Genomic DNA, 18,473 nt, shown 5'->3' on the forward strand with positions numbered 1-18,473 from the left:
CAAGGAACAGCACCGTGATCAAATTGAAGTTAGCCAACGTCAACAAACAATTGGGCGGCATGCGGATTCTGCATGACGTCAGCCTCGAGATCGCAGCGGGTGAGTTCGTGGTTTTCGTCGGTCCTTCGGGCTGCGGCAAGTCAACCCTGCTGCGACTGATCGCCGGACTGGACTCGATCTGCGACGGCGACCTGCTGATCGATGGGCGCCGGGTCAACGACCTGGAGCCACGCGAGCGCGGGGTCGGCATGGTGTTTCAGTCTTACGCGCTGTACCCGCACATGAGCGTCTACGACAACATCAGTTTCGGCCTCAAGCTGGCCAAGACCGAGAAGATCAGCCTGCGCGAGCGCGTGCTGAAAACCGCGAAGATCCTGCAATTGGACACCCTGCTGCAACGCAAGCCCAAGGAGCTCTCGGGCGGGCAGCGTCAGCGCGTGGCAATGGGCCGGGCCATGGCGCGGGAGCCGGACATTTTGTTGTTCGATGAACCGTTGTCCAACCTGGACGCCTCGTTGCGGGTGCAGATGCGCAACGAAATCGCCCGGCTGCATAAGCGCCTGGGCTCGACCATGATCTACGTCACCCACGACCAGGTCGAAGCCATGACCCTGGCCGACAAAATCGTCGTGCTTAACGGTGGCCGAGTCGAACAGGTCGGCTCCGCACGCGACCTCTACGAACACCCGGCCAGCCGCTTTGTCGCCGGTTTTCTCGGCTCGCCACGGATGAACTTCCTGGAAGCGCGCCTGCATGCTCCAGGCCTGAGCAGCCTGATCGACAGCCCGCTATTGGGCATGACTGCCCTGCCCTTCGACAGCTCGGACCTGGACGCCGACACCCCAGTGACCCTGGGCATCCGCCCGGAGCAGGTATCACTCAAGGCCGCGGACGGCGGCGCGGGCGTGCTCGTGACCGGGGTCGAATACCTGGGCAGCGAAACCTATGTGCACCTCGACACCGGCCAAGAGGAGCCGCTGATCTGCCGTTGCGAGGCCAACGCCGGATGGCAGGCAGGCGACCGGGTCGAGCTGCACCTGCCGGTCGAGCACCTGCACCTGTTCAACGCTGATGGCCGCGCCTTGAAACGCCAGCCACCGACCCATCAACACCTGGCTGAAGGCGCTGCGTTGCGCTCGGTCAAAGCAGGTGCCCTATGACGTTGTCCTTGAATGCACTGAGCGATCCGATGTCCGCCGCTATCGAGCAGGCGCAACAGGCGCTGAATACCGGCCGGGCACGGGTCGTCGACGACTATCGCCCGGGGTATCACCTGGCCCCTCCGGCAGGCTGGATGAACGACCCTAACGGCGTGGTGTACTTTCGCGGCGAATACCACGTGTTCTATCAACACTACCCCTTTGATGCGAAGTGGGGCCCGATGTACTGGGGCCACGCCAAGAGCGCTGACCTGGTGCATTGGCAGCACTTGCCCATCGCCCTGGCGCCCGGTGATGAGGTCGACCGTGACGGCTGTTTTTCCGGCAGCGCGGTGGTGCACGGCGACACCCTGGCCCTGATCTACACCGGGCATGCCTGGCTCGGGGAGGTGGGCGACGAGCGTTTTATTCGCCAGGTCCAGTGCCTCGCCACCAGCGTCGACGGCATCCACTTCGTCAAGCACGGCGCAGTGATCGAGGCGGCGCCGCACGCCAGTATCATGCATTTTCGTGACCCCAAGGTCTGGCGGCAGGATGAGCACTGGTACCTGATTGCCGGCGCGCGCCTGGAGGACCAGCCACTGCTGCCGCTGTACCGCTCTGCGGACCTGCACACCTGGGAGTTCCTCGACTATGTGGCCAGCGGCAGCGACGGCGATGGCTATATGTGGGAATGCCCGGACCTGTTTCGCCTCGACGGGCGCGATGTGCTGCTGTATTCGCCCCAAGGCATGCCAGCCCAGGGTTACGCACAACTCAACAAGTACCACACCGGTTATCGCGTGGGCCGTCTCGACAGCCAGTGGCAGTTCACGGGGGGGCCTTTTATTGAGTTGGATAACGGCCACGACTTCTATGCAGCGCAGACCCTGGAGGCGGCCGATGGCCGGCGCCTGGTGTGGGCCTGGCTCGACATGTGGGAAAGCCCGACGCCCTGCGCCGCCCACCACTGGCGCGGGATGCTCGGCCTGCCGCGCGAACTTGAACTGCACGCCGATCGGCTGCGGGTATTTCCCGCCCGCGAACTCATCGCGCTGCGCCAGGCACCATTGACAGGCACGCCCTGGTTGAGCGAGTCGGACAGCCAATGGGTGCCGCATATCCGGGGCGACAGGCTAGAAATTCACCTGCTGCTGGACCTGCTCGGCAGCACCGACGGCCAGTTGGGGGTGGCCTTGCGTTGCAGCGCGGACGGCCATGAACGCACCCTGCTCTACTACGATGCGGCGCTGCAGCGCCTGGTGCTGGACCGAAGCCTCTCGGGAAGCCATGTCAGCGGCCAGCGCAGCGTGGCAATAGACCCGGCGTCGGGGCGGATTGAACTGCGAGTGTTCCTCGATCGCTCCTCCATCGAGGTGTTCGACAGCCAGGGCCGCTTCACCCTCAGCAGTCGCCTCTACCCGCAAACCGACAGCCTGGGAGTCAAGCTGCTGGCCAATGCACAGGGCGGCCGGGTGGCGATTGCCGATGCGTGGCCACTGGCCTCGGGCTGGCTATGAGGGGGGGCATTGCAGTCGCAACAAGTCCGGCCCCTGTGTCATGATCGCCCGTCAACCTGACAGGCCCCGCCTAGCATGACTTCAGTGAAAGACGTTGCACAGCTGGCCGGTGTGTCCCTGATGACCGTCTCGCGCGCGCTCAACAATCCGGAAAAACTGAGCCCCGAGACCTATCAACGGGTACGCCGCGCCATTGATGAACTGCAGTTCGTACCGAGCCTGTCGGCGCGCAGGATTCGCGGAGACAACCTGCAGACCCGCACCATCGGCGTGTTTGCCCTGGACACCGCGACCACACCGTTCGCGGTCGAACTGCTGCTGTCCATCGAGCAGACCGCGCAACAAGCCGGCTGGAACGTCTTTATCCTCAACCTGCTCAGCAACCCGCCCACCGACCAGAACATCGACCTGATGCTGTCTCACCGCCCCGACGGTTTGATCTTCAGCGCCATGGGGCTGCGCGAGGTGTGCATACCCGAGCGTTTGAAAAGCAAACCCCTGGTCCTCGCCAATTGCCTGGCCGATGACAGCCGTCTGGTCAGCTATGTGCCCGACGACGAAATGGGCCAGTACCGAGCGGTCCATCACGCATTGAGCCAGGGCTACCGGCGCCCGCTGTTTATCAACCTGCCCAGACAGAGCCTGGCCTGGGAACTGCGACAAAAAGGCATGCAGCGGGCCTGCCAGGCGTTCGGCCTGGCCCATGACGGACTGTTGCAGTACGACCTGTCCGAACATGACGCCTACGGTGAAACCGCCGCGATCCTCGAACGGCACATCATCGAGGGCCGTCCGCAGTTCGATATTCTTATCTGCGGCAACGACCGCATTGCTTTTTGCGCGTATCAACTGCTGCTGGGCCGTGGCCTGAAAATCCCCACCGACGTCGCAGTGCTTGGCTACGACAACATGATCGGTATCGCCGAGCTGTTCATCCCGCCCCTGACCACGGTGCAACTGCCGTACTACGAAATCGGACGCAATGCCGCCCGGCACTTGATCGAAACCCTCGAGGTATCGGGAGCCCAGCCGGTTGATTGTCCATTGGTGGTCAGAGCATCGCTTTAAAAAACCATGGGTGGGTTGATGGCGAACCCGGAAGTCAGCCGGCGCAACCTTCAACAGGCTCCACGCCCAGGGCTTCATGCAGCACCTGCTCAAGGATGGCGAAGAAACACTTTATATGGGGCTGCTTCAGCGCCTGGGGCCGAGTCACCAGGTAGACCTCCATGGCTGGAAGCTCCAGCTCCGGGAACAGCTCGACCAGGTCCTGCGCCAGGATACGGGGCAGCACCGCCCCCCCCATGCCGCGCTTCACCGACTCCAGTTGGGCAGCGAACGAGTTGACGCTGAGTTGCGCCCGATCCAGGCCCGCCGCTTTGGCGGCACGCATCTGCGGCAGCATGTCCAGCGGCGGCAGCAGGGCGATATTGAGCACAGTGGCCGGGGTCACCTCGGGACAGCGCTTGAGATACCCGGCGTCGGCGAAGACCCCGTAGGAGAGCTGGCCCAAGGCTCGATAAATCAGCGAGGGCTCACCCAGGTGCGTGGTGCGGACCGCGATATCCGCCACACCGCGGGCGATTTTCTGCAAGTCGGCAGTGACCAGCAGCTCCACGGAACACCCCGGGTGCAGGGAAGTGAAACGACTAGCGGCCTCCAGCACGCTCGACGAGAACCCCTCCCCCGCGCTGACCAGCACACTGCCATGCAGCTCCGGGCGCAGCCCGGGCAGGTCCGTCGCCGTCTGACGCCGCAACCCCGCTTCCGCCGCCTGGGCGACCTCTACCAGGGATTGGCCGCGCGCGGTCAACCAGCATCCTTCAACGCCTCGTTCGATCAGGGGTTCGCCCAGGGCGGCTTCGAGCTGGGTCAGGCGGCGGGATACGGTCGACGCCGCGACACCCAGCAGCTGGCCGGCCTGCAGAAAACTGCCACGGCGCGAGACGGCCAACAGCAGACGAAGATCGTCCCAATTTGCTTGCACAGCCATACATCCCATCCTCCATGCTTTGCATTTATGCAAAGCCATTATGCAGCAGTCGCTGTTTTTCATGAGGGGTCGCGAAGGTATATCTACCGGCCCTGGAAACTACTGGAATGGACTGTATGACCACCGGCCACAACAACCCTGTACACCCCACCGCAACCGCCTTCCCTGCGCAGGCGGCCATGCGCAGCACCTTCGTGACCGGCGCAACCGGCCTGCTGGGCAACAACCTGGTGCGTGAGTTGGTGGCCCGGGGCTACGCGGTCAAGGCCCTGGTCCGCTCACGAAGCAAAGGCGAACAACAGTTCTACGACCTGCCGAGCGTGGAGTTGGTGGTGGGAGACATGGCCGATGTCGAGGCGTTCGCAGCGGCACTGCACGGCTGCGATACGGTGTTTCATACGGCGGCCTTCTTTCGCGATAACTACAAGGGTGGCAGTCACCGCGAGCAGTTGGAAAAGATCAATGTCGCCGGCACGCAAGCGCTGCTGCACCAGGCTTATGGCGCGGGCATTCGGCGCTTTGTCCATACCTCTTCGATTGCCGTGCTCGACGGCGCACCGGACAGCGCCATCGATGAGACCTGCCTGCGGGCCGAGGCCGACGCCGATGACTACTACCGCAGCAAGATACGGGCTGAGCGGGTGCTCCTGGGGTTTCTTGAAACCCATCCCGACCTGCACGCCTGCATGGTGCTGCCGGGCTGGATGTGGGGACCGGGCGATAGGGGCCCGACCTCTTCGGGGCAATTGGTCAAGGATGTGGTCAATGGCAAGCTGCCCGGGCTGATCCCCGGCACCTTCTCTGTGGTCGATGCCCGAGATGTAGCCTGGGCGCTGATTGCTGCCGCCAAGCACGGACGGCGCGGCGAGCGTTATCTTGCCGCAGGTCGGAACCTGACCATGGCCCAGCTGGTGCCTGTGCTGGGGCGTATTGCGGGGGTCAAGACCCCGGTTCGACGGCTGCCACTGCCCTTCCTCTACGCCCTGGCAGCGGTGCAGGAAGCCTACGCACGCCTGAGCGGCAAACCTATTTTGCTGAGCATGGCGACCTTGCGCCTGTTGATCCGGGAGGAGCACCGCACCTGCTTCAACCACCGCAAGAGTGAACAGGAACTGGGCCTGAGTTTCCGGGTGCTGGAGCAGACCATTGGCGACACGCTGGCCTGGTATCGGGAGCATGGCGAGTTCAAACCCTAGTCCCCTTACCGTGCGCGATAAATTCCCATCCGTCAGTGCCAAAACCGTTAATCTCGCGCCCCCGACTACAAGGACGTAAAGCAACTGTGAGCAGAGAGATAATCCTGATGCGCCATGGCCAGCCGCAGCTGGCGGCCACCGGCAACGTGTCGGCGCTCGGCATGAAAGCGTGGATCGAAGATTACGACCAGTCCGTCATCACCCGGCAACCTGCCCCCGATACCAGCAGGCAACTTGCGGCCAGGGCCAGGGTGATCGTTTCCAGCACCGCGCCTCGTGCACTCTCCTCGGTCCAGGCGCTGGGCCTGGAGCCGGTCCTGGTCGATGGGATGTTCTGCGAAGCGCAACTGCCTTATGCCCGCTGGAAACGACCACGGCTCTCGCCGTTTACCTGGGCCGTTATCCTGCGAGTCTTATGGCTGTGCGGTTACTCGCCCAACGTCGAATCCGCCGCCAATGCCCGGGCCCGTGCCAGCCGCGCAGCGCAACGCCTGCAGTCGCTGGCCAGCGAAGGACCGGTGCTGCTGCTCGGGCATGGGGTGATAAATCGCCTGATCGCCAGGCAACTGCTGGCCGATGGCTGGACTCGCCAGACCCGCAACGGCAGCCGTTACTGGAGTGCGACGGTGTATCAGCATCGCGAGGCGAGCTAAGGCGCGGGCAAGGCACAGGTCACCCAGGGCGAGGGCGTTTGCTGGCGCTGAAGCTGTAGGTGCTCCAGCGCTTTTTCGGAGCCGTTGCGCGGCCCAGCGGGAGCAAGCTCCCTCGCCACACGTGCGTGTCTGGCCTTATCGGTGAAGCCAGCAACCTTTAGCTCAAGCGCGCCAGCAGGGCCTTGGCCACGGCCTCGGAACTGGCCGGGTTCTGGCCGGTGATCAGTTTGTCGTCCTCGACCACGAACGGTGCCCAATCCGGTCCTTTCTCATACAGCCCGCCCAGGCGCTGGAACTCATCTTCGATCAGGAACGGCACGACATCGGTCAGTTGCACCGCCGCCTCCTCGCCGTTGGTGAAGCCGGTCACACGACGGCCCTTGATCAACGGCGTGCCATCCGCGGCCTGCACATGCCGCAGTGCCCCAGGCGCGTGACAGACAAAGCCGATGGGCTTGCCGGCACGCTCGAACGACTCGATCAGGCTGATAGAGGTCCTGGACTCGGCCAGGTCCCACAGCGGGCCATGCCCACCCGGGTAGAACACCGTGTCGAAGTCCTGCTGGTTGACCGTCTCCAGCTTGACAGTGCTGGCCAGGGCCTTCTGCGCCGCCGGGTCAGCGTTGAAGCGCCGGGTCATTGCAGTCTGGAAATCGGGCTGTTCGCTCTTCGGGTCCAACGGCGGCTGGCCGCCCGCCGGCGACGCCAGCACCACTTCGGCGCCGGCATCCTTGAACACGTAATAAGGGGCGGCGAACTCTTCAAGCCAGAACCCGGTTTTCAAACCGGTGTTGCCCAACTGATCGTGAGACGTGAGAACCATCAGAACTTTCATCGCATATTCCTCATTGTCGCAGTGTCGTGCCAGGCGCCCGGACCCGAAGGGACCATGACGGGGTTGATCACCAGGCTGCTGAAAGGGGTTTGACAAGCGAACGGCGGCCGGCGTTCCGGATGATTGCCACAGCGTTCAATCGCCCAGGCAGCGCAGCGCCTGCCCAGACTCAGGTGGCGCGGTTGCCACACACCGATTTGGGCGTATGGCCAAAGTGCCGGGTAAACGCCGCCGTCAGGTTGTTCGGGTGCTGGTAACCGACCTTGTACGCCACCTCGGACACCCGATAGCCGGCGCCCAGCAATTCCCGCGCGCGGTTCATCCGCAGCTCCAGCAGGTAACGTCCCGGGCTGATGCCGTGGACCTGGCGAAAGTATTCCTTGAGCCGGTACTCGCTGACCCCCATGGCCGCGCACAGGTAGGCGTTGTTCAGCGGCTGGTCCAGATTGGACTGCATGTACAGGTCAATGCGATCCAGGGTGTCCAGGTCCCGAGCGGTCAACTTGGCCTGGCGGCTCGGGGCCACTTCGAGGGCCTGGAGCTGCTCCGACAGCAGGCTCAAGGCATGAATGCGCTGGGTCAGGCCGTCCTGGTGGTGGATGCTCGGGCTTTTCAGGCGCCGCAGGTGCTCGCTGGGGTTGATGTCGCAGCAGGCCACCTGGCGAAAGCTTTCATGCTGGCCCAGGGCGCTGCCGAGCAGGCCCTGGCAGCGCTCCGGGCCAACGAATCGGGCCAGGGCCGACTCGGTCACCACCAGGCGCAATTGCTGGATCGGCGTGTCGGCGGCGTACACCCGCTGGCCCTGGCCCTCGCGAAAAACCGAGACCGTCGCCTGGTTGGGCTGAAACTTCATTTCCCGGCCGTTCGGGCAACGGAACTCCGACTGCCCGGACAACGCGAAGGCAATCACCAGCATGCGCTCCGCCCCCTGGTGCTGGCACAGCTCGGCGCAGATCTTGTGGGCGGTCATCTGGGACTTGATCACCGTGAACCCCGCTTCACAGTCCAGCCGCTCGACCTGATAGTTGCCCGTTCCCGCAGCGCCCTCGAACTGCGTCCAGGAGGAAGACGCCGATGAATCCTGACTGGCCCGGGCCGGGCTCGATAACTCTCGCATTTCCATTCCCTCAACGCGCGTGCCTGACTCGAACGGCCGCGCTTGCCTGGCTTCCTTGCGGTGCCACGGCGAAGCCGGCACCGATCTGATGGCAGCGGATCCGACTACAGCGCCCGGCAGACCCAAGGCCGCCAGCCGTTTCCCATAGGTTATTCACCGCCACGCACACGCAATGCTAATCATTCTCATCTCGGATTGCACTAACATACCGTCCTGACCAGCCCTATCCGCCTGCGCCACCCCGCCGCGGATGACCAGGGCGACCCAGTCATCGCCTGCCGCCCGCCCCGGGAGGCGGGCCTGCGCCTGATCCGACGCCCATAAGGAATTGTTCGATGCCGATCCCCGCTCCCCGCACCTCATGGTGGCCCCAACAGCTGTTGCTGGGCTGGCTCAACCTGGCGCTCACCGCGCCCCTGATCTACCTGTACATCGGCCTGCCTTTGGTCATGCGCCAGAACGGCTGGAGCGGTACCCAGATCGGTCTGATGCAACTGGCCGGCCTGCCCGCCATGTTCAAATTCCTCCTGGCCACCCCGGTCGATCGCTATCGGCTGGGCCGGGCCAGCTACCGCAACTGGAGCCTGGTGCTGGTGCTCGGCTACGCCGGCGCCTTGTGGCTGCTCGCGGCCCATGACCTGGGCAACACCGAGCCGCGCCTGATGTTCCTCCTGGCGATGCTGGTCAGCGTGCTCGGCACCTGGGCCGATGTGCCGCTGAACGCCCTGGCGATCCAGATCCTCCCGGAGTCGGAACGGGTCCGCGCCGGTGCCATTCGCTCCGCAGCCATGTCCCTGGGGGCGATTGTCGGCGGTGGCGTCATGTTGCTGCTGCACACCCGCACCGGCTGGGCCTGGCCTTTCTACGTACTGGGCCTGGGCCTGCTGTCGGGGGCTGCGCTGCTGCCCTGGCTCAAGCCCGGGGCCGGGCAACCCGAGGCGCCGTCCCTGGCTCGGCCCGAGCCGCTGCCGGTGCAGGCCGGCTGGCGCCAATGGCCGGGCTACTTTGCAGTGGCCGAACATCGCGTCTGGGGCTTGCTGGTGCTGCTGTACTACCCGTTCCTCGGTGCGGTGTGGCTGTACCTCAAGCCGCTGATGCTCGACCAGGGGTTCGCTGCGGACCGCATCGCCCTTATCGTCGGGATTGTTGGCGGCCTGGTCGGCGCCCTCTCCAGCATGCTCGCCGGACGCCTGACTCGCCTGATCGGCGCCAGCATCAGCCTGCCGCTGCTGGCCCTGGGCAATCTGTTGGCCATCGGTTTCCTGACCCTGGTGGTGGTGGCCGGCCTGGGTCACACCGCCTTGATCGCCGCCGCCATGCTTGTGGCCCTGGCGATGGGCGCCTCGGCCGGCCTGATGTTCGGCTTGATGATGTACCACACCCGCCCCGGGCTGGCGGCCCTGGACTACGGCATCCAGTCGAGCCTGTTCGTCGCCACCCGCACCCTGGTGCCGATCCTTGCCGGAGTGCTGCTCGACCGTCTCGGCTACTCCGGCATGTTGAGCTGCCTGCTGGTGGGCCTGACCGTGGTATTCCTCCTGGCCTGGCACAGCCGCAAGCGGATCTTCAGCCTTGACCGCCCTTCCCATCAGCCCGGGCAACTGCAGGGTTCATAAGCCTCTATCCGGCACTGCCTCAACCCAGCGCCCGGCCTTTGGTTTCCCGGGCCTGCAGGGCGATGGCGCTGGCCAGCAGCAACAGCCCGCCCAGCAGGATGAAAATCGCCATCGCCCCCCAGTCCCAGGCCAGCAGCCAGCCCATGCCGATGGAGCCCAGCAGGGCCCCGCTGCGGTTGCACAATGCGCCCCACGCCGCGCCCTTGCCCCGCAGTAACGTGGGGTACAGCTCGGGCGTGTAGAGGTGCAGGCTCATGTTCGCCGCGTACAGAAAAAACGAACAACTGGCCGCCAGCAGCGCCACCAGCAACACCTGCTGCGCGGCCACCGTCAGCGCAATCAAGACCAGGCTCAGACCGGCCCCCAGGTAGCCGCCGAACAGCAGCGGCACGCGGCCGATCCGATCGACGCACCCAGCGCCGGCCATGCACCCGGCAAGGCCGGCGACGTTGCTCAACAAGGCGAAGTTCAGGGCCTGCGCCAGAGACGTGGAAAACACCTCGACATACAGGCTCGGCAGCCAGATCAACAAGGCGAAATTCACCAGGTAACCGAGGAACCACAAGGCCGCGACGCTGGCCGAGGCATGCCGCAGCCCAGGGTTGAACAGTTGCCGCCAGCCCACGCTGGCCCGGCGGCCCGCGGTTGTCAGGTCCTCGACCGGCGTCGGTTCGGGCACCGCGCAACCGGTGGCCCGCTCCATGTGCGCCATGCACGCCTGGGCCCGCCGGAACTGGCCTCGCGCCGCCAGCCAGCGCGCCGACTCGGGTACATAGGCGTAGACCAGCACCGCCAGAAGCAGAGGCACGCTGCCCAGCCAGTACAGCGGACGCCAGCCCATCAGCGGCAATGCCCAGGTGCAGGCCATCCCGGCGAACATCAGGCCGCAGGGAAAGGACAGCTCATACACCAGCACAAAACGCCTGCGGACCCTGGCGCTGACGATTTCACTAAGGTACAGCGCGGCGATCGGCACCTCGGCGCCAATCCCGATCCCTTGCAGCAGGCGCCCCAGCAGCAGCCCTTGCCAATCGCTGGAACAGGCGATCAGCGCACTGAACAGCCCGGTCAGGAGCATCGCCGCCAGCAACACCGGCTTGCGCCCCACCCGGTCGGCCAGGGCCCCGGCGAACAGCGCACCAAGGAGCATGCCCAGGGTGCCGCTGCCGATAATCAGGGTGACCTGGGTCGGGTCCAGCTGCCACTGCTGCTTGAGCAGCGGCAGGGTGAAGGAAATCAGCAGCAGGTCGAAGGCTTCGAAAAAGGTGATCACCCCCAACAACAGGCGCACCCGGGCCTGCCAGCCGACCACCGGCAGGCCTTCGATGCGGGCGTTGATCTGGGTACTCAATGACAGGTGCTCCAGGGTCTCCCGGGCGTGGGTCATGGCGCTTCTCCCCCGCTCAATCAGCCAGGGTGCCGGGCTTGCCGGCACGCAAGGAGACACAGAGTTCGAACAACAGGATGCCGATCAAGGCCTGCAACGGCAGAACCCAGCCCCCGGAATACTGATGCAGCAAGCCCATGCCCAGCGGGCCGAGCACGGCGATCATGAAACCGAAACCCTGGGCCATGGCCGACAACTGGGTGGTGACCTGCTGATCGGGGCTGCGCAGCACAAACAGCAGGGCACTCAGGGCCGGCCCTGCGCCCTGGCCGATGCCCAGCACCAGGACCGCCAGCCAGGCCAGCGGCAAGGGCGCGTACAGCAGGCCCAGGCACCCCGCGAGGCACAAGCCCACGGTAGCGGCAATGTAACCACGCTGGTCCCTGACCCGGGCCGCCAGCACCGGCGCAAAATAGCCCCCCAGCACCAGGCCCACCTGGGACACCGCCAGGTACAGCGCCGCCTCGGCGACCGTGGCACCGCGCTCGACATAGATGCTCGGCAACCAGGCCAGCAAGGCGTAGAGGTTCAGGGCCTGGAAACCGAAGAACAGAGTGATCGACCAGGCGGTGCGATTCTTCAGGACCCGAATCCCGCCCCCGCTGGCCACTGCGCCCGTCGCCGCAAGCGGCTGCCCATGGCCCAACTGGGGCGCCCAGAACACCAGGGCGATCAAGGCCGGGATGGCCCAGGCGCCCAGGGTCAGGTAAGCGGCGTCGACCGTCGCCCCCAAGCCCTGGTAGATCGGCACGGTCAAGCCGGCGGTCAACACCGCGCCACCGCCGAGCATCAGGGAAAACAGGCCCATCATGTGACCGATCTGGGTCGGCTGGAACCGCTTGCGCACCAGGGCCGGCACCACCACGTTCATCACCGCGATGCCGACCCCGGCGAGCAAGGTGCCGACAAACAGGCCTTGCACGCCCAGGGCCCGGACCCCGCAACCGAGCGCCAGCACCAGCAACGCGGCGAACAGCGTGCGCTCCTCACCGAAGCGCTGGCGCAGGCGCACACCGACCAGGGCGAACAGGCTCAGGCAGATCGGTGGCAGCGAGGCGATCAGGGTCGCCTGGGTCGCGCTCAGGCGCAGTTCGCCGAGGATCGGCCCAACCCCGGCGAAGGCGATCCGCAGGTTCAGCGTCACCACAATAAAACCCAGCAGCAGCCACAGCTCGCCGCGCGCCGAAGCACGCGGGCGAAGCCCGGTGACGGCGGATTGTTCAACGTTCATGCAAACCTCCAGACAATGGGAAACCGTGCGCATGGCAGGCCCATGCGCCGGTTGACAGCGGGTAGCGCGGATCAGGCCGGAGCGCTGGCCACCAGGCAGTGGATCGGCAGGCCCTTGAGCGGCTGGGCCTTGACCTCGGTAAAGCCCTGTTCCAGCAGCAGCGACTGGATAAAGCTCACCGCGTAGGTGTCGCCGCAGTCGGTCAGGCCGAGCATCTGCGCGGCGAACAGGCGTGGCAGCGGGTCCAGGGCCGGGTCGATCGCGGTGGTCATGAAGTCGCTGATCAGCAGCTTGCCGCCGGGGGCCAGCACCGCACGGGCGCGGGCGATCAACTGCCGGCATCGCTCGGGATCGAAGTGGTGGAGGATCTGGCTCATGATCACCAGTTCGTACTGGCCGGGGATCTCCACCGAAAAGATATCGCCGCCAATCACCCGCGCCCGCTCGGCCACCCCGAACTGTCGGGCAAAGCCTTCAGTGACGCTGGCCACCGACGGCCAGTCGAGGCCGGTGACCTGGGCCTGGGGATACTTCTGGGCAAAGGTGAAGCCGTAGATACCGTTGCCGCAGGCTACGTCGAGAATCCGCAGCCGCGCTTGCCGCGCCGTCCACTCATCCAACAGCGCCACCACCCGGCGCGCCGTGGTGCGGCTGGTGCTTTCGATCCCCGCAGAAAACTCCTGCCAGTACGGGTGGTCATCGGCCTCGATGTTCTGCGCCAGGGTGCTTTTGCCGGCGATCACCGCGCTTTTGAAATCGCGGAAGGTTTCCCACATCAGGTCGGCGCTGTAGACCTGGGCCAGACCGCCCACGTACTGCAGGCTCTCGCTCAGCAGGTAGCGCCGCGACAGGTCGTTGAGGGCATAGCGCCCGTCGCCACCGACTTGCAGCAGGCCGAGGCCGGCCAGGGCCGACAGCAGGATGCGCATGCCGCGCTCGCTGGTGCCCAGTTCCCGGGCCAGGGTCGCGGCGCTGGCGGCCTGCTCGGCCAGGCCGTCGAAGACCTTGAGTTCGATGGCGGCGCGCAGGACCCCGGCGCGTTCGACACCGGTCAGGATGTCGAGGATCGGGGCGGCGCTCAGGGTCACGGGGGAAACGGATTGGTTCATGCTGTTCCTCGCTAGTTCGTCACGTAAAGTTGCTTTGTCGACCTTGCCCGAAGGGGCCAGGGGAAAGGCCGGGTGCAGGCTGACGGCGTCCGGCCACTTGAAGCGTTCAAGGCCGATCTGGTGCTGCAGGAAGTGATTGACTGCCTCCAGGCTCAAGCCCTGCCCGGGATCGCGCAGGACCACGCAGGCCTGGACCCAGCTTTCGCCGCCGGCGCGAGGCACGGCGACCACCGCCACGTCCAGCACCTGGGGATGTTCGTGGAGGAGCATTTCCAGCTCCCCGGCATTGACCTTGATCCCCTTGCGCAGGATCACGTCGGATTTGCGGCCCACCACCTGCAGCCGCCCCTGCGCGTCGAGCCGGCCCCTGTCACCAGTCTTGACCCAGCCACCCGGGGCCCGGGCGCTCTGGTTCAGCTCCGGGGCGCCGTAGTAGCACAGCGGGGTCATGGGCCCGAGGGCCCAGATCTCGCCCACTTCGCCCATCGGCAGCGCCTGTTGCTGTTCATCCACGATGCGGATGCCGACCACTCGCGGGTCCGGCTTGCCCACGCTGGCCACCAGCACCGAGGCCGGGTCGTCGAGGGCCGTGTGGCAGGCCACGCCATCGGCGGACCCATAGGACTGGATCAAGCGGCACCCCAGCAGGCGCTGCACGCCACGGGCGGTCTCGGCGCTGAGGGCCGAACCGCCGCTGATGATCGCTTCCAGCGCCAGGCTGCTCCCGGACCAGGGCGCTTGCTGCAACAGCGGGCTGGCCAACAACAGGTCGACCATGTTCGGCCCGGCGTACAGGTGGGTGACCTGATGCCGGACCACCGCCCGCAACACCTCGTCCGGATCGAAACGCGGCAAGGTGACCAGGGCCCCGCCCTGGGCGGCCATCACACAGGAGGTGGCCAGGGAGCCGAAGGGCGACGCCAGGGGCACGCAAAACAGGGCCCGCACCGGAGCGTCGCTGCGGCTCAGGCTGTCGAGGTAGGCCGCCTGGCCACCGAGCAGGCCGTTGTGGGAATAGGCCACCAGCTTGGGCTCCGACTCAGACCCCGAGGACGCGATCAGCCGCGCCGGGCCGTCGGCGTCGATCCGCCCCGGTTCGAAGGCCAGCCTCGGCCCGTCCCAGAGTCGATCCAGATCCAGCCAGCCCTCCCGGGCCTGGCCTTGCAGAATGCGGATGCGCAAGGCCGGCAATTGCTCGGCCAGCTCATCGATCAGTGCCCCGTAGTCGGTCTCGCCGACCCAGCGCGAGCAGACCAGGGCCTTGGCCCGGGAGCGCTGCAACAGCGATCGGCTTTCACGCTTCTTGCGGCCGATGGGAAACGGCAGGACCACCGCCCCCAGCGCTGCCACGGCCAAGTCCAGGGCGCAGGCCTGCCAGCCATTGGCCAGGTTCACCGCCACCACATCGCCGGCGACCACGCCCTGTTGCCCCAGGGCATGGGCCAGGCTCAGGGCGCGCTCCAGCAACTGCTGGTAATCCAGGCTGTGCTCGGCATCCGCCACCGCCAGCGCCCGAGGTTGCTGCAAGGCCAGCCGGTAAAACGAGGAGAACAGGTCGAGCCCGCTGTACAGCCCTTGCTCACGCCACTGTCGACGCAGGGAGCCGGGCACCAGATCGATAAATTCGGGGTGGTCCGGATGGCTGGCGACAGCCGTCCGGGTATCAGCCAGTGAGGCGCCATTCATAAACTGGAAATCTCCCAGGGGTTGTTCACGTGTAGGTAGGCCGACTGGCGCAAGGCGCCCGCCAGCAGCGGCTGCTCGGGCAACTGGCGCAGATCGGCAGTGACGGCCACGGCCATCAGGCCCCGGGCCTGCAACGCGGCGCAGCAGGCCTGGGTCTCCTGTTCGGCGCACCAGCGCGCCAGGCCGGGCCCGGCCTCGAGACGGCCCAGGTAGTCGCGGCCTTCGGCGGTCTGCGCGAGGTCGAGCATCAGCCAGCCGTCGCGACAGGCGACAGCGCCGGCCTGCCCGGCCACCGGCTCAGCGGGTTCTTCGGCCAGCAACAGCGCAGCGGCGCCGGCCATGCACGAATCGAGGTAGCGGCCCCGGCCATCGCGTTGCCGGGCGTAGAGCGCCGCGACCGTGCCCTCGGCCGCAGCCACCCCGCCGAGGACGTCGATCAGGGTGAGCAGCGCCCCGCCAGCGGCCCCTTCGGGCTGGCGGATGCGCGCGGCCAGGCCGCTGTAGGCCTGGATCATGAAGTCGGTACCCGGAGGGTGCTCCGGCGTCGGCGCGGGGCCGGAGCCCGAGGCCGAGACGTAGATCAACTGCGGCATCAACCGAGCGAGGGTCTGCGGCTGCAGGTCCAGCTGCGCATCCCGACCGGGGGCCCAGTTGTGCAGGAACACGTCGGCGTCGGCCAGCAACGCCAGCAGCTCGGCGCGCCCGCTGGCCGCTTTCAAATCGATTTGCACACACTGCTTGCCCCGATTGATCGCGTCGAAATGCGCCGAGATATCCCCGGTCATCGGCGGCATGCCGCGCATCGGATCGCCTCCCGGCGGTTCGACCTTGATCACCGTGGCCCCCAGCAGGCGCAGCAGATGCCCGGCCAATGGGCCCTGGATCAAGCGGCAGCATTCCACCACGGTGATCCCTTGCAAGGGCAGGCCGGCCTGCTGCGGTGGCAGGCGGTCGCCGGGCAGGCTGGCGACAGGCTCCTGGGCCAGGTCGAAGCAGCGCCAGCCGCCGCCCTGGATCCAGCGCTGGAACGATGGCTCATGGCGGCAATCCTGCCAACGACGCAGGGCGCACAGCTCGGTGCCGGCCTCTTTGGCCATGGCCTGCAACGCGGCAAACCCATGGCCGCCGACCGCGCTGAACAGCGCTGCCGGCAACCAGGCCGTGGCCCGGGTGTAGCGCTGCATGAACGGTCGCCAGCCTTTGCCGGCCACGGGAGTGGTAACACCGGCCAGGTTCCAGAAACGCAGCCAGGCGTCCGGGTTCAGCGCCTCCAGTTCAAACACCACGCCATCGGCGCTGGTAAAGGGCGGCCGTGCCGCATCCGCCGGGGGCGCGGGCTCGGGCGGGTAGCCGCCGTCGGCACTGTCCATGGCCAGGTACTGACCGAGGGCCAGCAGCGCCGCCCCGCCATGGCTCATGGCGACCCGCGCCCGGGGCAAACCCCGCGCCTGCCCCACCAGGCTGGCCAGGGCCGTGGTCAGCAGCAGCGAGGCACTGAAGGTGGCGCAGTAGTCCACGCCCAGAAGCAATGGCTGGCCGGTGGAGCGCTGGTGCAGGGCCGTGATGCCGACCACCGCCTCCACCAGGGCGGCGCTGGCGTCCAGGGTCGAGGCCCCCGGCCAGGGCCGCAGGTGCAGTTCCACCTGGCGTCCGGCGTCGTCCAGCAAGCCGGGGGCCGATCGATTCAAACCCGGCCCAGGGGCTGTGGCGTCGGCCTCCAGCACCTGCCCGCCCAAGGCCTTGAGGCGCCGCCCCAGAGCCCGGGCGACCGGAGCCAGCGAAGGGGGCCAGGCCGTTGCCGGCAGCTGCAAGGTCAGGTGCTGGAGCAAGGGCTGCCCAGGGACTGTCAGTGAGACGCCCGGACTCTGGTCGAGCGCCCGGGCAGAGGAATAAAGCGTCATGGCTGCGCCTCCTGCAAGGTCCAATGGCCCGCGAATCCGGGCGCTCATCGCACGCCCTTGCGGGCCAGCAGCACGGTCAGCGGCGCCATGGGGAAATCACATTCACCGGCGTGCTCCACGCTGGCGAAGCCGGCCTCGGCCAGCAGCCCGGCCATTTCCCCGGCACGCGGGACAAAGCGCCCAGCCATCAGCATCGGCAAGTAGTACGGCATGACCCGGGCATTCATCCCGGGCTGCGCGGAACGTTCGGCATGAGCGCTGATAAACAGCCCGCCCGGGCGCAATGCACCCAGCACGCGGCGCAGCAGGTCGAGGCAATCGGGCACGAAATGCACCACCGAGGAACACCAGATCACGTCATAGCCTTCGCCGAACGAGTCCCGAGACAGGTCGCCGCCCATTGTCGTCACCCGCTCCTGCAAGCCGGCCTCGGCCACCAACTGCCGGGCCACGGCAGCGGTCGGCGGCCAGTCGAAGACCGTCGCGTGCAGGCCGGGGTATTCCCGGGCCAGAGCCTGGGCCACCAGCCCCGGCCCGCCACCGAGGTCGAGCACCCGCTCGGCCCGTTGCACTTCGGGCAGCATCTGCAATAACGAGAGCACCGCCGGCACGCTGATCGCCTGTTGCTCCTGGGCGATATGGCTGGCCGCCGCAGCTGCCCAGTCCTGCCCGCCGCCCTGGGGCTTGGCCGGCGCCTGGAGCGGCTCGCCGCTGAGTCGCTGGCGCAGGCTGGCACCGGTCTGGCGCAAGGCCTTGAGCCGGTAATGCCAGGCGTCGACACAGCCCTGGGGCCCCGGCAGCCAGTGGCGGCGAGTGGTGTCGCTCAGGCCATAGCGGCTGCCGTCCGGCCCGTCGATGCGCTGCAACAGCGCCATGCTCCAGAGCAGCTCGAGCCAGTGCCCGGTGATGTCCGGCGCCAGCTGCAGGCGCGCAGCCAGGGTCGGCACGTCGAGGGGCTGCTCCAGGGCACTGAACAGGTCCAGTTCCAGGGCCAGGGTCAGGGCGTCGGCCTGGACCGCAGCGCCGGCCAGTTGCCAATAGGCCTGCAGCGGGTGGCTGTGGTTGAAATCAATAATGTTCACGGTCTGGA

Annotated in this window: 14 protein-coding genes; 6 read left to right on the top strand and 8 right to left on the bottom strand. The window is 66.6% G+C overall.

Annotation, left to right across the window (positions count from 1 at the left end; translation table 11 throughout):
- Positions 1-14: 14 nt before the first annotated feature.
- The 3 genes from JFU57_RS27045 (at position 15) to JFU57_RS27055 (ending at position 3,727) form a co-directional block, all read left to right on the top strand.
- Positions 15-1,160, top strand: coding sequence for a sn-glycerol-3-phosphate ABC transporter ATP-binding protein UgpC (locus tag JFU57_RS27045; RefSeq protein ID WP_201131415.1), 1,146 nt, complete (start codon positions 15-17; stop codon positions 1,158-1,160).
- Positions 1,157-2,659 (top strand): glycoside hydrolase family 32 protein, encoded by a 1,503-nt coding sequence (locus JFU57_RS27050; protein WP_201131416.1) that lies wholly within the window; start codon positions 1,157-1,159, stop codon positions 2,657-2,659. Before JFU57_RS27045 ends, JFU57_RS27050 begins: the two co-directional genes overlap by 4 nt.
- Positions 2,660-2,734: 75 nt before the next feature.
- Positions 2,735-3,727, top strand: a complete 993-nt coding sequence (locus tag JFU57_RS27055) for a LacI family DNA-binding transcriptional regulator (RefSeq protein WP_201131417.1) — start codon at positions 2,735-2,737, stop codon at positions 3,725-3,727.
- Between the two features lie 34 nt (positions 3,728-3,761).
- On the opposite strand, the gene JFU57_RS27060 is transcribed toward JFU57_RS27055, so the two are convergent.
- The gene (locus JFU57_RS27060; RefSeq protein ID WP_201131418.1) at positions 3,762-4,652 is read right to left on the bottom strand and encodes a LysR family transcriptional regulator; all 891 of its coding nucleotides are present in this window, start codon (positions 4,650-4,652) and stop codon (positions 3,762-3,764) included.
- A gap of 179 nt (positions 4,653-4,831) precedes the next feature.
- Between JFU57_RS27060 and JFU57_RS27065 the strand changes: the two genes are divergently transcribed.
- Positions 4,832-5,848, top strand: coding sequence for an SDR family oxidoreductase (locus JFU57_RS27065; protein ID WP_201132213.1), 1,017 nt, complete (start codon positions 4,832-4,834; stop codon positions 5,846-5,848).
- Between the two features lie 86 nt (positions 5,849-5,934).
- The gene (locus tag JFU57_RS27070) at positions 5,935-6,501 is read left to right on the top strand and encodes a histidine phosphatase family protein (protein ID WP_342032579.1); all 567 of its coding nucleotides are present in this window, start codon (positions 5,935-5,937) and stop codon (positions 6,499-6,501) included.
- A gap of 157 nt (positions 6,502-6,658) precedes the next feature.
- On the opposite strand, the gene JFU57_RS27075 is transcribed toward JFU57_RS27070, so the two are convergent.
- Both JFU57_RS27075 and JFU57_RS27080 read right to left on the bottom strand, forming a co-directional pair.
- Entirely contained in the window at positions 6,659-7,336 is a 678-nt protein-coding gene (locus tag JFU57_RS27075; RefSeq protein WP_201131419.1) for a type 1 glutamine amidotransferase domain-containing protein, read from the bottom strand.
- Positions 7,337-7,505: 169 nt separating this feature from the next.
- On the bottom strand, positions 7,506-8,453 hold the full coding sequence (locus JFU57_RS27080) for an AraC family transcriptional regulator (protein ID WP_043228957.1): 948 nt from the start codon (positions 8,451-8,453) through the stop codon (positions 7,506-7,508).
- Positions 8,454-8,788: 335 nt separating this feature from the next.
- Between JFU57_RS27080 and JFU57_RS27085 the strand changes: the two genes are divergently transcribed.
- Positions 8,789-10,069, top strand: coding sequence for an MFS transporter (locus JFU57_RS27085; protein WP_201131420.1), 1,281 nt, complete (start codon positions 8,789-8,791; stop codon positions 10,067-10,069).
- A gap of 19 nt (positions 10,070-10,088) precedes the next feature.
- On the opposite strand, the gene JFU57_RS27090 is transcribed toward JFU57_RS27085, so the two are convergent.
- From JFU57_RS27090 to JFU57_RS27110, 5 genes are all read right to left on the bottom strand, one after another.
- Positions 10,089-11,456: an MFS transporter gene (locus JFU57_RS27090; RefSeq protein ID WP_201131421.1), complete on the bottom strand. Its 1,368-nt coding sequence runs from the start codon at positions 11,454-11,456 to the stop codon at positions 10,089-10,091.
- Between the two features lie 16 nt (positions 11,457-11,472).
- A complete protein-coding gene (locus tag JFU57_RS27095) occupies positions 11,473-12,687 on the bottom strand; it encodes an MFS transporter (RefSeq protein ID WP_201131422.1) in 1,215 nt (404 codons plus the stop codon).
- A 71-nt stretch (positions 12,688-12,758) separates the two neighbouring features.
- Positions 12,759-15,482 carry an AMP-binding protein gene (locus JFU57_RS27100; RefSeq protein ID WP_201131423.1) on the bottom strand — a complete coding sequence of 908 codons (2,724 nt, stop codon included), beginning with the start codon at positions 15,480-15,482 and terminating at the stop codon, positions 12,759-12,761.
- Positions 15,479-17,383: a CoA transferase gene (locus JFU57_RS27105; RefSeq protein WP_201131424.1), complete on the bottom strand. Its 1,905-nt coding sequence runs from the start codon at positions 17,381-17,383 to the stop codon at positions 15,479-15,481. Before JFU57_RS27105 ends, JFU57_RS27100 begins: the two co-directional genes overlap by 4 nt.
- Before the next feature lie 44 nt (positions 17,384-17,427).
- Positions 17,428-18,465, bottom strand: coding sequence for a methyltransferase (locus JFU57_RS27110; protein WP_201131425.1), 1,038 nt, complete (start codon positions 18,463-18,465; stop codon positions 17,428-17,430).
- Between the last annotated feature and the right edge of the window lie 8 nt (positions 18,466-18,473).

The sequence above is a fragment of the Pseudomonas sp. TH07 genome, from assembly GCF_016651285.1.
GTDB lineage: Bacteria > Pseudomonadota > Gammaproteobacteria > Pseudomonadales > Pseudomonadaceae > Aquipseudomonas.

Bases quoted from the DNA above. Each gene is read 5' to 3' on its own strand.
- JFU57_RS27050 (WP_201131416.1), top strand. From the start codon at position 1,157: ATGACGTTGTCCTTGAATGCACTGAGCGATCCGATGTCCGCCGCTATC.
- JFU57_RS27055 (WP_201131417.1), top strand. From the start codon at position 2,735: ATGACTTCAGTGAAAGACGTTGCACAGCTGGCCGGTGTGTCCCTGATG.
- JFU57_RS27060 (WP_201131418.1), bottom strand. From the start codon at position 4,652: ATGGCTGTGCAAGCAAATTGGGACGATCTTCGTCTGCTGTTGGCCGTC.
- JFU57_RS27065 (WP_201132213.1), top strand. From the start codon at position 4,832: ATGCGCAGCACCTTCGTGACCGGCGCAACCGGCCTGCTGGGCAACAAC.
- JFU57_RS27075 (WP_201131419.1), bottom strand. From the start codon at position 7,336: ATGAAAGTTCTGATGGTTCTCACGTCTCACGATCAGTTGGGCAACACC.
- JFU57_RS27080 (WP_043228957.1), bottom strand. From the start codon at position 8,453: ATGCGAGAGTTATCGAGCCCGGCCCGGGCCAGTCAGGATTCATCGGCG.
- JFU57_RS27085 (WP_201131420.1), top strand. From the start codon at position 8,789: ATGCCGATCCCCGCTCCCCGCACCTCATGGTGGCCCCAACAGCTGTTG.
- JFU57_RS27090 (WP_201131421.1), bottom strand. From the start codon at position 11,456: ATGACCCACGCCCGGGAGACCCTGGAGCACCTGTCATTGAGTACCCAG.
- JFU57_RS27095 (WP_201131422.1), bottom strand. From the start codon at position 12,687: ATGAACGTTGAACAATCCGCCGTCACCGGGCTTCGCCCGCGTGCTTCG.
- JFU57_RS27100 (WP_201131423.1), bottom strand. From the start codon at position 15,482: ATGAATGGCGCCTCACTGGCTGATACCCGGACGGCTGTCGCCAGCCAT.
- JFU57_RS27105 (WP_201131424.1), bottom strand. From the start codon at position 17,383: ATGACGCTTTATTCCTCTGCCCGGGCGCTCGACCAGAGTCCGGGCGTC.